This window comes from Tistrella mobilis KA081020-065 (assembly GCF_000264455.2).
Classification (GTDB): domain Bacteria; phylum Pseudomonadota; class Alphaproteobacteria; order Tistrellales; family Tistrellaceae; genus Tistrella; species Tistrella mobilis.
Genome location: NC_017956.1, coordinates 2,999,398 through 3,013,065 on the forward strand (window position 1 = coordinate 2,999,398; position 13,668 = coordinate 3,013,065).

Consider the following 13,668-nt stretch of genomic DNA (forward strand, 5'->3'; position numbering starts at 1 on the left):
CGCGACGCCCCCGGAAAATGCGCGACGTCCGGGGCGATGGTTCAGCCGCCCTGATTGTTTTCGAGCAGCAGCCGGGCGATCGCGGCGCGCAGCGTCTCCATGCCGCGCATCTTGCGGCTGCTGGTGACGATGACCTCAGGATAGGCCGCCACATGGCGGCGCAGCTCGGTCTCGATCGCCTGCAGCCGCTTCGCCAGCACCGGCGCCTTTTCCTTGTCGGCCTTGGTCACGACCACCTGATAGCTCACCGCCGCATCGTCGAGCAGCTTGAACACCTCGCGGTCGTTCTCCTTCACGCCGTGGCGACCGTCGATCAGCACATAGACCCGGGCAAGATTGCTGCGGCCGCGCAGATACGAGAACACCATCTTCTGCCAGGCCTTGACCATGGCCTTGGGCGCCTCGGCATAGCCATAGCCGGGCATGTCGACCATCATCATCCGGTCGGCAAAGCGGAAGAAGTTGAGCTGCTGGGTGCGGCCGGGGGTGTTCGAGACGCGGGCCAGGTTGCCGCGCTCGGTCAGCGCGTTGATCAGGCTCGACTTGCCGACATTGGACCGGCCGGCAAAGGCGATCTCGGGCAGTTCGTCGGGCGGCAGATCGCGCAGGCTGGCAGCCCCCATCACGAAGGAGACGGGCCCGAGCAGGAGGGTCCGCCCGGCCTGTACGAGGTCGGGATCCAGCGCATCGGTTGCGAGATCGATCACGTCCGGTTCGGACGCAGCCCCCCCGAAACCGGAACCCCGGCCGCTTCCGCGGCCGGGGTCGGGGTGGTCGCAACGGTCTCCGGGGAGATGTCGGGACCGCCGTCCCGCGTCTGATCTGGTCCGGCGTTCATCTCCGGCACTCCTCGGATGGTTCGGGTGATGGCGGACGTCGTCAGACCTTGACGCCCATCCGCCGCATGATCAGCCACTGCTGACCGATCGAGAGCAGGTTGTTCCAGGTCCAGTAGATCACCAGACCGGCGGGGAAGCCCGCGAACAGGAACAGGAACATCACCGGCAGGAACATCATGATCTTCGCCTGCGTCGGATCGGCCGGCGCGGGGTTCAGCTTCTGCTGAAGGAACATGGTGAAGGCCATGAGCACCGGCCAGATGCCGATCGCCAGGAAGTGCGGCGGGGTATAGGGCAGCAGGCCGAAGAGGTTGGTGATGTAGAGCGGGTCGGGTGCCGACAGGTCGTGAATCCAGCCGAAGAAGGGCTTGTGCCGCATCTCGATGGTCACGAACAGCACCTTGTAGAGCGCGAAGAAGACCGGGATCTGGACCAGGATCGGCAGGCAGCCGGCGGCCGGATTGACCTTCTGCTTCTTGTAGAGGCCCATCATCTCCTGATTGAGACGGACCTTGTCATCCTTGTAGCGCTCGCGCAGCTTCACCAGTTCCGGCTGCAGCTTCTTCATCTTGCTCATCGCCACATAGGACTTGTTGGCAAGCGGGAAGAAGAGCGCCTTGGTGCAGAGCGTCAGGATCAGGATGGAGATGCCGAGATTGCCGACGATGCTCTCGATCCAGAGCAGAACCAGGAAGATCGGCTTGGTCAGGAAGTAGAACCAGCCGAAATCGATCGCCAGGTCGAAGTTCTTGATGCCGAGTGCGTCGCCATAGCCATCCAGAACGTCCAGTTCCTTGGCGCCGGCAAAAACCCGCGACACGGTGCTGGCGGTCGCACCGGGTGCGACCTCGCGGACGCTGCCCAGATAGTCGACCTGATATTTGGGCGTGGTGCCGACCACCGAATGGCCGAAGCGTGCGGTCACCGCCTCGGACTGATCAGGAATCACGGCGGCCAGCCAGTACTTGTCGGTGATGCCGAACCAGCCGCCGGTCGAGCTGGCCGAGACCGGCTGCTGCTGTTCGGCCAGATCCTTGTACTTGTATTCCTTGAGGGTGCCGTCGACGACGCCGAGCGGACCTTCATGCAGGATGTAGTAGCCGAGCGTCTGCGGCGTGCCGCTGCGCGAGACCAGCGAATAGGGGTAGAGCGTGACCGCCGCGTCGCCGGTGTTCGTCACCTTGTCGGTGACGGTGAACATATAGTTGGCGTCGATCGCGATCTGGCGCTCGAACACCAGCCCCTGGCCGTTGTCCCAGGTCAGCGTCACCGGATGTTCAGGCGTCAGCGGCTTGTCGTCGGCCGGCGTCCAGACCGTCTCCGCGCCCGGCAGCTTCACGTCGTTGGATGAGGCGACCCAGCCGGTCTGGGTGTAATAGGCGGCCTTGGTGCCGAGCGGCGAGAGCAGCTCGATCCGCGGCGAGGTCTGATCGACCGTCTCGTGATAGTCGACCAGGGCGACATCGTCGATCCGGCCGCCTTCCAGGCTGATCGAGCCCGACACGCGCGGCGCATCGATCTTCACCCGCGGATCACGGGCCAGCGCCGCTTCGCGGTCGAGCGGCGCGGGGGCCGCAGGCGTCGCACCGGGGGCCGAGGGCGCCGAGCCGCCGGCGGTCGCCGGGGCTTCGGTCGACACGGCTTCGGCAGGCTGCTGCGGCTTCGGCTGCGGGACCAGGAGGTAGTAACCGAAGAGGATCGCGATCATCAGGACCATCGCGATCATCAGGTTGCGCTGTTCAGGCATCGGCCTCACCTGATTTGCCGGCGCCTGGCTCAGCACCGGATCCGGGGCGCGGCGGCACCGGGTCGTAGCCCGACGTCCCCCACGGATGACACCTCAGGATCCGCCGGAGCGCCAGCCAGGCGCCATGGACGGGTCCGTGAAGCTGTACCGCCTCGATCGCATAGGCCGAACAGGTCGGCAGATGCCGGCATCGCGGCGGCAGATAGGGTGATATCACAAGCTGATAGCCCCGGACGAAGACGATCATCAGCATGGCGAGGCCACGACTGACGATGCCCTGCCGGGGCTTGCGACCGGTGGCGCGGGAACCGCGATCGCCCGGGCCCGACCGACTCTCGTCATGGCCCGACCGACCTTCGGCCGGCACGACCGGACAGCCGCAACCGGCGTGATGGAGATGGCCGCTCATGCGTCGCCGTCTCCCGCCGGGCCTGCGGAAACCACAGCCCCGGCGGCCGGGGCCGGCCGCACCTTCCCGCCATCCTCTCCACCGCGCCGGGGGCGCCTGGGCCGCGGCGCCTTGCGCAGCGCTTCGGCAAGATCGGCCAGCAGGCGGTCATAGTCGCGGTCGACGGTCTGGGTGCGCGCGATCAGCACATAGTCATGCGCCGGCATCGCATCGGCGATGCAGGCATCGACCGCTGCGCGCAGGCGCCGGCGGGCCCGGTTGCGCGCCACCGAATTGCCGACCTTGCGGCTGGCGGTGAAGCCGACGCGGACCGAAATCCGTTCGGCGGCACGGGCATCGCGTTCGGCCGCCGTCCAAGGACGGGCCTGCACCACAACCCCCGGCGTCGCCCATTTCATCCCGCTGCGCGCAGCGGCAAGAAACTCACCGCGGCGCTTCAACCCGGCTGCACCCGCCTTCACCACCCGGCCCTCGAACGATCGGGGCCGCGCCACCGCCGGAACCGAACGGTCCGGGGTGCGCGGCCCGACGAAGACGGTCCGGTCAGGCGCTCAGGCGCTTGCGGCCGCGCGAACGACGGTTGGCCAGCACCTTGCGGCCGCCCACGGTCGCCATGCGCGACCGGAAGCCATGACGGCGCTTGCGAACGAGCTTGCTCGGCTGATAAGTCCGCTTCACGGTAGGAACTCCATATCTGCTGTGACCGGCACTGAGGCCCCGATACCGGCGCCTTTTCATGCGGGTCACGCACGCGCCGGGCGGGCCGCGCCTGCCGGCGAAACCCGAATAACCACGGGCTTATACGGGCACGCCCCCTGCCTGTCAATCGCAAGCGAGGGCCACGATCATCTGTTGCCGCGCGGTGGGTTGCCGAAGCCTCAGAAGTCCCCGCTCAGCAGCTGGGCACGCCGGCGGGCATGGTAGTCGGCATCGATCCGGCCGCGGGCAAGCAGGTCGTCCAGTTCGAACAGGCGGTCTTCCCGCATGCGCTCGTCGGCGCGGGCGGCGCGGGCGGCATGCAGGGCAAGCAGTTCCCGGCCCGAGAGGTCGGGCGCCGCCTGGGGCAGCGGCCGCATGGCGGTGAGCGGCGGGCAGAAATTGGCGGCACGGCCGCGGCCGTCGCGGATCGCATAGCCATAGCCCGCGAAATGATCATCCGGATAGCGATAGGACCAGTGGCGCGCCTCGGCGCAGTCGCGATCCGCGGGTTCCAGCGACATCACCACCGGCCCCATGCCGTCGGCAGTGGGCTGGTCGCCGACATAATAGCGGTGCTCCACCCGCCCGAGGGTGGAGCGGGTGCCGAAATCATGGGGCGAGCAGGCGGCGGTGACGAGGCCTGCAAGAAGGCCGGCGACGAGCCCCGGGCGCATGGCGGTTCTCCAGTATGGACCGGTTGTGGGCCGAGTGTGGCGGCTTCGCCCGGTGCGGGCAAGTGCGGCGACTTGCCCTGGATCAAAGCGGGAGATGCTGCACTGCATCATGCTATCCTGGCGTTCAGGCGACGCGCCCATCCCCCCCTCACTTCCCGTGGACGACCGAGCGATCATGACCAGACAGAGCCCCGGCCCCCTGACCATCGCCGAGACCGCCTGGCACGCGGTGCCCCCGGAGACGGCCCTCGCAGCCCTCAATGTCCGGGCCGACGGCCTGGCGGGCGACGAGGCCGCCAGCCGCCTGGCCGCGTTCGGGCCCAATCGCCTGGAGGCCAAGGCCGGGCGCAGCCTGATCGCCCGGATCGCCGGCCAGTTCCGCGACGTGCTGATCCATGTCCTGCTGGTCTCGGCCGCGATCTCCATCCTGCTCGGCCATTACGTCGATGCCGGGGTGATCCTGGGCGTGGTGGTGATCAACGCGGTGATCGGCTTCGTTCAGGAAGGCCGGGCCGAAAAGGCGCTGGCGGCGATCCGCGACATGATCGCACCCCGGGCGGCGGTACTGCGCGGCGGCGTGCGGGTGGGGGTGGATGCGGCCGAACTGGTGCCGGGCGATGTGGTGCTGATCGAGGCCGGCGACCGGGTGCCCGCCGATCTGCGCCTGCTGGATGCAGCCGGGCTGCATGTCGATGAAAGCGCACTGACCGGCGAGTCGGTGCCGGTTTCCAAATCCACCACCCCCACTCACCCCGAGGCCGCCCTGGCGGACCGCGTCTGCATGGCCTATTCCGGCACCATGACCACGGCCGGCCAGGCGCGTGGGCTGGTGGTCGCCACCGGCTCCGCCACCGAAATCGGCCGGATCGGCCGGATGATCGAGACGGTGGAGACGCTGGAGACCCCGCTGGTCCGCCAGATGGCCGGATTCGGCCGCCGGCTGTCGGCGGTGATCCTGGCGATGTCGGCCGTGGTCTTCGCGGTGGCGGTGGGCTTGCGCGGCTATGCCTTCGACGACGCTTTCATGGCGGTGGTGGGGCTTGCGGTGTCGGCCATCCCCGAGGGGCTGCCGGCGGTCATGACCATCACGCTCGCGATCGGCGTGCAGCGCATGGCCCGGCGCCGCGCGATCGTGCGCCGCCTGCCGGCGGTCGAAACCCTGGGCGCGATCGGGGTGATCTGTTCCGACAAGACCGGCACGCTGACCGCGAACGAGATGACGGTGCGCGACTGCGTGCTGGCCGAGGGGCGGCTTGCGGTCGAAGGCCATGGCTACGATCCCGACGGACGGGTTGCGACCGAGGCCGGCGAGGACCCCGCCACCGCGGCGGCGGCCGTGCTTGCCGATCTCGCCCTGGCCGGGCTGCTCTGCAACGACGCCCGGCTGTTCGCCGATGAAGAGGGCCGTTGGCGGGTCGAGGGCGACCCGATGGAGGCGGCCCTGGTGCGCCTGGCCGCCAAGGCCGGGCTCGACCCGGACCAGACCCGCGCCGCGCGGCCGCGGATCGGGCTGATCCCCTTCGACAGCCGCCATCGCTGGATGGCGAGCCTGCATGCCGGCACCGACGATCCCGGGCCGCTGCTCTGCGTGAAGGGCGCCCCCGAAGTGCTGATCGGCCTGTGCGAGGCGGAAGCCATCGGCATCGATGCCGGGATCGGCACCCGCCCGATCGACCGGCCGGCCTGGGAGGCCGAAGTCGAGGCCCTGGCGGGGCGCGGCCGGCGAGTGCTGGCGATCGCTGCCCGCCGCCTGAGCGCAGGCGCCGGAATGCCCGCCGCGGGCGAGATCGGCCAGGGGCTGGTGCTGCTGGGCCTGGTCGGCATGATCGATCCGCCGCGCCCGGCGGCGGTGGAAGCGCTGGCCGCGGCGCGCAGCGCCGGCATCAAGGTCAAGATGATCACCGGCGATCATGCGGTCACGGCCGCCGCCATCGCCCGCGACATGGGCATGGACGTCACCCATCCGCCGGCGACCGGTGCCGAGCTGGATGCCGCCGATGCCGAGACCTTCGCGAAGCTTGCCCACGAGCGCCAGGTCTTCGCCCGGGTCAGCCCCGAACACAAGCTGCGGCTGGTGGAGGCCCTGCAGGCGAAAGGCGCCGTGGTCGCGATGACCGGCGACGGCGTCAACGACGCCCCGGCACTGAAGCGCGCCGATGTCGGCGTCGCCATGGGCAACAAGGGAACCGAGGCAGCCAAGCAGGCGGCGCAGATGGTGCTGGCCGATGACGATTTCGCCTCGATCGTGGCGGCGATCCGCGAGGGCCGCACGGTCTATGACAATCTGCGCAAGGTGATCGCCTGGACCCTGCCCACCAATGGCGGCGAGGCCATGGCGATCGTGGCCGCCATCATCCTGGGCCTGACCCTGCCGCTGACCGCGGTGCAGATCCTGTGGATCAACATGATCACCGCCGTGGGCCTTGGCCTGACGCTCGCCTTCGAGCCGACCGAGCCCGCCGCCATGCGCCGGCCGCCCCGCGCCGCCGATGCGCCGCTGGTGACGCCCTTCCTGTTCTGGCGGATCGGCTTCGTGTCCCTTCTGTTCGTCATCGGCACCTTCACCGTCTTCCATCTGGGCGAGGCGCGCGGGCTGGGGCTGGAGGGAGCCCGGACCCTGGTGGTGAATGCGGTGGTGGCGATGGAGATCTTCTATCTCTTCGCCGTGCGCTACATGGCCGGGCCCTCGCTGACGCTGACCGGCATCATGGGCACGCGGGCGGTGCTGACCGGCATCGCCGTCACCGTCGCCGCCCAGGCCGCCTTCACCTGGTGGCCGCCGATGAACCGGCTGTTCCAGACCGTGCCGCTGGGCCCGGTCGAGATCCTGATCGCCACCGGCGCCGGTGTCTCCCTCTTCGCGGTGATCGAGATCGAAAAGCGCATCACGCGGCTGATAACCCGCCGGCACTGATCCACCGGCGCAGACCGGGCTCGCGCGGCGATCACGGCAAGTTTATTGGCGGGCGGGTCGGGCGGTCGCTACATCTGGATGAGGGGCGACCATCCCGGCCGCCCGCCGATGGACCCGCCGCCGATGACCATGTGCCGCAACCCCCGGGATCCCGAGACAGATGGCCGCCGCCCGCTGCTGCGCTGCCTGCCGCTCGCGATCCTGGTGGCTGCCCTGGCGCTGGCGCTGGCCGGCGGGCTGCATCATCAGCTGACGCTCGAGGCCCTGACCCGCCATCACGACCGGATCACCGGGCTGATCGAGACCCATCCGCTGGCGGCGATCGCCGGCTTCTGCCTGGTCTATGCCGTGTCGGTCGCCATCTCGCTGCCGGGTGCTGCATTGCTGAGCCTGGCGGCGGGGGTGTTTTTCGGCGTGCAGCTGGGCCTCGCCATCGTATTGGTGGCGGCGACCGCCGGCGCGGTGACGGTCTTCCTCGCAGCCCGCGGCGCGCTCCGGCCGCTGATGCTGCGCCATACCGGCGCGAAGCTCTGCCGCATGGAGACCGGTTTCCGGCGCAATGCCACCAGCTATCTGCTGTTTCTGCGGCTGATGCCGGTCTTCCCCTTCTTCCTGGTCAATGTCGCCCCGGCCCTGTTCGGCATGCGGCTTCTGCCCTATGCGGCGGTGACGCTGATCGGCATCGTGCCGGGGGCGCTGGTCTATGTGTCGCTGGGCGCGGGGCTGGGTCAGGTGATCGCCGAGGGCCGGGTGCCGGATCTGGCCGATCTGATGACCGTCGAGATCATGGCCGGGCTGTCGGGGCTTGCGGTGCTTGCCCTGCTGCCGGCTTTGGTGTCGCATGTGAAGGCCCGCCGCGCCGCACGGAGACGCCCATGACCAGCCCCGAGCGGATGCTCGACACCGACATCTGCGTGATCGGCGCCGGCGCGGCGGGGTTGAGCGTCGCCGCAGGCGCCGTGCAGATGGGCGCGCGCGTGGTGCTGGTTGAACGCAATCGCATGGGTGGCGACTGCCTGAACGTCGGCTGCATCCCCTCCAAGGCGCTGATCGCACGGGCGCGGGCGGTGGCCGAGGCGGCGCGCTGGCCGGAGCTGGGTCTCTCCGGTGCCGCGCCCATGGTCGATTTCAGGGCAGTGAAGGACGGCATTGCGCAGGTGATCGCCGGCATCGCCCCGCATGATTCACCCGAACGCTTCCGCAGCCTGGGCGTCGAAGTGATCGAAGCCGATGCCCGGTTTCTGGACCGCAACCGGCTGATGGCGGGCGACCGGATCGTCACCGCCCGGCGCTTCGTGATCGCCACCGGATCCCGCCCGGCCCTGCCGCCGATCGAGGGGCTGGAGCGGGTGGTGGTCCACACCAACGAGACCATCTTCAGCGACCGGATGCAGCCCGAACATCTGGTGGTGCTGGGCGGCGGGCCGGTGGGGGTGGAGATGGCCCAGGCCCATCGCCGGCTGGGATCGGCGGTCACCCTCGTCACCTCGGGCAGCCTGCTGCCGACCGAGGATCCGGAGCTGGTGGCGGTGATCCGCGCGCGCCTGCTGGCCGAGGGCGTGGTGGTGCTGGAACAGGCCCGCGCCGTGGCCGCCCGGCCACGAAGTTCCGGCGACGGGGTGCGGCTGCATCTGGCGGGATCCGCCGGTGCGGGGCAGGTGGTGGAGGGCGACCAGCTTCTGGTTGCGACCGGCCGCAGGCCGGTGACCGAGGGGCTCGACCTCGCGGCAGCCGGCGTCGAGGTCGATGCCGGCGGCATCCGGGTCGATGCGCGGCTGCGCACCAGCAATGGCCGGATCTTCGCCATCGGTGACTGCATCGGCGGCATCGATGGCGCGGCACCGCAGCGCTTCACCCATCTGGCCGGTCATCATGCCGGCATCGTGATCCGCCAGGCGCTGTTCCGCCTGCCGGCCAGGGTGGAGACCCGGGCGGTGCCGCGGGTGATCTTCACCGATCCGGAACTTGCCCGGGTCGGCCCGACCGAGGCCGAGGCCCGCGCCATACATGGCGACATCCGGGTGCTGCGCTGGCCCTTCGCCGAGGTCGACCGCGCCCGCACCGAGGAGCGCACCGACGGGCTGGTCAAGGTTCTGGTCGGGCGCCGCGGCCGTATTCTGGGCGCCGGGATCGTGGGCGAAGGCGCGGGCGAGCTGCTGCAAAGCTGGGAACTGGCGATCCGCGAGAAGCTGAAGATCGGTGCCATGGCCGGGCTGATCACCGCCTATCCCACCCGCGCCGAGGCCTCGAAACGCGCTGCCGGCCAGGCCTTCACCGAGCTGCTGTTCGGCAGCCGCAGCCGCCGTCTGGTGCGGCTGCTGCTGCGGCTGCCCTGACCGCGAAGGGTGATCCTTATGCCCGACAGCAGGCCCCGCCGCCGTTTTCGTCTGCCCTTCGTCGACAGCCTGTCGGGCCGGCTGCTGCTGCTGACCGTGATCTTCGTGATCCTGGGCGAGGTGCTGATCTATCTGCCCTCGATCGCCCGCTTTCGCCTGGTCTTCCTGGAGGCCCGGCTTGCCGCGGCCCATCTGGCCAGTCTGGCGCTGGAAGATCGCGACATGGAGGTGACGCCGGGGCTGGAGAAGGTGCTGCTCGACAATTCCATGGTTGTCGCCGTCACGCTCAGCCGCCCGGGCCGGCCGGATCTGATGCTGGGCGAGCTGGCGCCGGCCGCCCGGACCGTGGATCTGCGCCAGCAGACCCCGTTCACGCTGATCCGCGATGCGCTCGACTGTCTGCTGAAAACCGAACCCCGGCTGATCCAGGTGATCGGCCCGGCGCCGATGGCGCCCGAGATGATGGTCGACGTGCTGTTCCAGGAACGCGATCTGCGCGACGAGATGCGCGCCTATTCGATCCGCATCCTGACCCTGACCATCGTGCTGTCGGCGATCGTGGCCGCCCTGCTCTACGCAGCCATCGAACGGCTGATGGTGCGGCCCATGCGCCAGATGGCGGCCGCGGTGATCGCCTTCCGCGAGGCGCCGGAAGATCCGGCCCGGATGATGCCGACCTCGGGGCGCAGCGACGAAATCGGCATCGTGCAGCGGGAACTGGCGATGATGCAGCAGAGCGTGCGCCGGGCGCTGGAACAGAAAAGCCGGCTGGCGGGGCTGGGTGCAGCGGTCGCCAGGCTGAACCACGACCTGCGCAACCTGCTCTCGACCGCGCTGCTCAATGCCGACCGGATCGAGCGCGAGGCAAGCCCCGCGGTGCGCCGGCTGCTGCCGCCGATGATCACCGCGCTCGACCGGGCGATCACGCTTTGCGGCCGGTCCCTGGGCTTCGCCACCACCGAGACGCCGGCCCCCGACAGAACCCGGCTCGATCTGGCGCAGGTGGTGGACGAGGTGCTGGCGACCGTTGAACCCGACCCGCCGGCCGCCCCCGACGATCCGCTGCTGCCGGCCGCCGATCCCGGGCCGATCGCCCGGACCTGCGCCATACCGGCCGGCACCATGGTGTCGGCCGACCATGACCTTCTCTACCGGATCCTGGCCAATCTGGTGCGCAATGCGCTGGAGGCGATGCAGGCGACCACACCGCCGCCCGACGGCCACCGGCTGGTGGTTGCCATCGGCCGCGGCAGCGGGGACGAGATCGCGATCCGGGTCGACGATACCGGGCCGGGCCTGCCGTCCAAGGCGGCCGCCCATCTCTTCGAGCCCTTCACCGGCTCAGCCCGGCCGGGCGGCACCGGGCTGGGGCTGGTGATCGCCCGCGATCTGGCCCGCGCCCATGGCGGCGATCTGACCCTGGACTCGACCGGGCCCGAGGGCACCCGCTTCACCCTGCACCTGCCGGTCAGGTAGCCCCGCCTCTGTCAGACGGATGTCAGACGGAGGCTACCCGGATCAGCATGAAGCCGTCATGGCCCTTCACGCCCACGGTCTGCAGCACCGTCGCCTCAAGCCGCGGATCGGCCGCGACCATGCCGGTGAAGCTGCGCACGCCCTGTACCGAGGCATCGCCATCGGGATCGGTGACCCGCCCGTCGCGCACCACATTGTCGGCCAGGATCACCGAACCCGGCCTGACCAGCATCATCGACCAGTCGAGATAGACCGGGTTCGACGGCTTGTCGGCATCGATGAAGATCAGGTCGAAGGGCGGCTCGGACCCGTCTTCGACCGCAGCAGCAAGATCGGGCAGATGATCATGGGCCGGGCCCACGCGCAGATCGATCCGGTCCATCACCCCGGCGGCCGTGAGGTTGGCGCGCGCGACATCGGCATGATGCGGATTGAATTCCAGCGTCACCACCCGCCCCGCCGGCCCCAGCGCCCGTGCAAGATGCAGGGTGCTGTAGCCGCCGAGCGTGCCGATCTCCAGCACCCGCCGCGCGCCGACCATCTTCGCGACCATCCCCAGAAACCGGGCCTGAAGCGGCGAGACGTCGTGGGGCGGCAGGCCGGCTGCGGCATTGGCGGCAAGCGCCGCTTCCCCCGCCGGGTCCACCGGCAGCAGGTGGTCGGCAAACCAGAGGTCGACCGCCTGCCAGCGATCGGGGTCGGTCGAAGTCATGGGGCACAGGCTCCGCGGGTGGAGAGAAGATCAGGACCAGAAGGGATCGGCATCCTTCACGAAACGTTTCCAGGCGCTCACCCCCTTGCGCAGGGCCTCGTCCTGGCCGGCCGCATGGGCGCCCGCGATCATGCCGGCACCGAAGGCGAGCGCCGGCCGGGCCGACAGCTCTTCCAGCCGGGAGCGGGCGACGGCGATGTCGTTCAGCAGGCCGAGCGCATCCTGCAACGCCTTCAGCCGCTTGCCGAAGCGGGTCGCCTGCTTCTGGTCGGTGGCGAGCCCGCCGAAGAACTCGCAGGCATAGCGCAGCTTCTTGACCTGGATGCGCACCTCGTGCCGGGCCTCGGGCGCCAGCTTGCCGAGACCGCGGCCCCGGCGCAGCACCTTGCGCAGCCGCTTGTCGAGCACGCGGGCCGCAAAGGCCCCCAGCGGCTCCAGACCGGGTGCCGGAGACAGGTGGACCACCGGCGCCTCCCCTGCCTCGGAGGTATCGGCATCCCCGCCGGACAGCGCCAGCCCGTCGAAGGGCTCCGGCGCCACGCCGCCATCGGGCAGCCAGTGGCCGGCCTCGATCCAGGCGCCCAGCACCAGGGGCAGCCGGGCGAATTTCGGATCGTCGAGTGCCGCGGCGACGGCATCCCAGGCCGCGCGCCGGTCGTCTTCCACCGCACCGCGCAGCGCCGCGAGCGGGCCGGCCCCCAGCAGCTTTTCCGCCCCGGTCAGGGTTTCGCCCACAAAGACGTCGGCGTCGCGCGCCGGCCCCAGCACCGCCATCAGCCAGCCCAGCGCCGCCTTAACGTGGCCCGGCGTCAGCAGCGCCGGATCGACACCCGGCGCCAGCGGGTCGGCGACGGTCGCCCCGGTCGCCTCGCCGAAAATCTCCTTGAAGGTGGACAGCGCCGATTTGAGCCGCCGGACGGAGACCCGCATCTGATGCACGCCTTCGGGCAGCCCCGCCCGCACCGCAGGCTCGTTGGCGACCAGCTGGCCCAGACAGGCGCGGGCGATCGCCCGGAAGCCCTCGGCCGCGGTCATGTCGGGGTCAAGCGCGACGGGGGCGGCCTTCTCGGCGGTCACCTCGTCCGCGGCAGCGGCCCCGGCGACCAGGGCAAAACCGCGCTCCGATTTGGGCGGCAGCAGCGGCTGCAGCCGCACCCGGTCGAGCAGGGTGAGCGCCACCAGATAGAGCCGGTCGGGCGTGCCCTCCAGCAGGCGGAGTTCGATTTCGGCAACCGGCAGCCGGTGTTCCGGGTCTTCGGCGTCGGCGATGCTGCCCTCGTCGATCACCAGTTCGACCGCCCAGCCGGCATCACCCAGCCGGTGCAGGCTGCGCCTGAGATCGGTGACGAAAACCGGCCTCAGCGCAGCGGCAAGTTCGGTCTCGGTGCCCAGTACCCCCAGCGGCGTGCCGGTCAGCAGCCGGAGGTCCGGCCGGTCGTCGGCCACCGCATCCTCGAATGCGTCGCGCCGGATCAGGGCCGAGCCCGCCGGCGGCTCCATCGCGCATTTCACCGACTGCACATGGCGCCGGCCGATGGTGACCACCTTCACCACCGCGCCGCGGTCATGAAGCTGCCTGTCTTCGGTATCGAAATAGACCGCGCTCTGCGACCGGGTCACCGGCTTGGCAAGCCTGAGGTCACGCAGGGCGCGGTGCTGCCGGAGGCATTTCAGCCCCGCGGGATCGAGGGCGAATTTCAGCCCGAGTTCGACGCGATGCATGGGGGCAGGTTTCCTGTGAGACCCGGAACGATTGGGGAGATGCGCCGGAACGGGCGCAGGCTGCGAGACCGGGCAGGGACCGCATGACACGCAAGCGATTATGCCTGCTGCCGGCCACGTCCGCCAGTGCACGCAATGGC

Annotated in this window: 12 protein-coding genes; 4 read left to right on the forward strand and 8 right to left on the reverse strand. The window is 69.9% G+C overall.

Annotation, left to right across the window (positions count from 1 at the left end):
• Positions 1 to 41: 41 nt before the first annotated feature.
• The 6 genes from yihA to TMO_RS13695 form a co-directional block, all read right to left on the reverse strand.
• The gene (gene yihA / locus TMO_RS13670) at positions 42 to 707 is read right to left on the reverse strand and encodes a ribosome biogenesis GTP-binding protein YihA/YsxC (protein ID WP_014746226.1); all 666 of its coding nucleotides are present in this window, start codon (positions 705 to 707) and stop codon (positions 42 to 44) included.
• 172 nt (positions 708 to 879) lie between these two features.
• Positions 880 to 2,586, reverse strand: coding sequence for a membrane protein insertase YidC (gene yidC, locus TMO_RS13675; RefSeq protein ID WP_014746227.1), 1,707 nt, complete (start codon positions 2,584 to 2,586; stop codon positions 880 to 882).
• Positions 2,579 to 2,995: a membrane protein insertion efficiency factor YidD gene (gene yidD, locus TMO_RS32245; RefSeq protein ID WP_014746228.1), complete on the reverse strand. Its 417-nt coding sequence runs from the start codon at positions 2,993 to 2,995 to the stop codon at positions 2,579 to 2,581. Before yidD ends, yidC begins: the two co-directional genes overlap by 8 nt.
• Positions 2,992 to 3,489 carry a ribonuclease P protein component gene (gene rnpA, locus TMO_RS13685; RefSeq protein WP_014746229.1) on the reverse strand — a complete coding sequence of 166 codons (498 nt, stop codon included), beginning with the start codon at positions 3,487 to 3,489 and terminating at the stop codon, positions 2,992 to 2,994. Before rnpA ends, yidD begins: the two co-directional genes overlap by 4 nt.
• 49 nt (positions 3,490 to 3,538) lie before the next feature.
• A complete protein-coding gene (gene rpmH, locus TMO_RS13690; protein ID WP_014746230.1) occupies positions 3,539 to 3,673 on the reverse strand; it encodes a 50S ribosomal protein L34 in 135 nt (44 codons plus the stop codon).
• A gap of 200 nt (positions 3,674 to 3,873) precedes the next feature.
• Entirely contained in the window at positions 3,874 to 4,368 is a 495-nt protein-coding gene (locus TMO_RS13695) for a hypothetical protein (RefSeq protein WP_014746231.1), read from the reverse strand.
• A 175-nt stretch (positions 4,369 to 4,543) separates the two neighbouring features.
• Here TMO_RS13695 and TMO_RS13700 point away from each other — a divergent pair, with 175 nt between their 5' ends.
• From TMO_RS13700 to TMO_RS13715, 4 genes are all read left to right on the forward strand, one after another.
• Positions 4,544 to 7,282 (forward strand): cation-translocating P-type ATPase, encoded by a 2,739-nt coding sequence (locus tag TMO_RS13700; protein ID WP_014746232.1) that lies wholly within the window; start codon positions 4,544 to 4,546, stop codon positions 7,280 to 7,282.
• A gap of 123 nt (positions 7,283 to 7,405) precedes the next feature.
• On the forward strand, positions 7,406 to 8,161 hold the full coding sequence (locus tag TMO_RS13705; RefSeq protein ID WP_187297782.1) for a TVP38/TMEM64 family protein: 756 nt from the start codon (positions 7,406 to 7,408) through the stop codon (positions 8,159 to 8,161).
• Positions 8,158 to 9,618: a dihydrolipoyl dehydrogenase family protein gene (locus TMO_RS13710; protein ID WP_014746234.1), complete on the forward strand. Its 1,461-nt coding sequence runs from the start codon at positions 8,158 to 8,160 to the stop codon at positions 9,616 to 9,618. The genes TMO_RS13705 and TMO_RS13710 overlap by 4 nt, the downstream gene beginning before the upstream one ends.
• 18 nt (positions 9,619 to 9,636) lie before the next feature.
• Positions 9,637 to 11,094, forward strand: coding sequence for a sensor histidine kinase (locus TMO_RS13715; protein ID WP_014746235.1), 1,458 nt, complete (start codon positions 9,637 to 9,639; stop codon positions 11,092 to 11,094).
• A gap of 22 nt (positions 11,095 to 11,116) precedes the next feature.
• Here the strand turns inward: TMO_RS13715 and TMO_RS13720 are convergent, their stop codons facing one another.
• Complete coding sequence (locus TMO_RS13720; protein WP_014746236.1) at positions 11,117 to 11,806, reverse strand: O-methyltransferase; 690 nt, start codon at positions 11,804 to 11,806, stop codon at positions 11,117 to 11,119.
• Between the two features lie 30 nt (positions 11,807 to 11,836).
• The gene (locus tag TMO_RS13725) at positions 11,837 to 13,528 is read right to left on the reverse strand and encodes a CHAD domain-containing protein (RefSeq protein WP_014746237.1); all 1,692 of its coding nucleotides are present in this window, start codon (positions 13,526 to 13,528) and stop codon (positions 11,837 to 11,839) included.
• Positions 13,529 to 13,668: the final 140 nt, after the last annotated feature.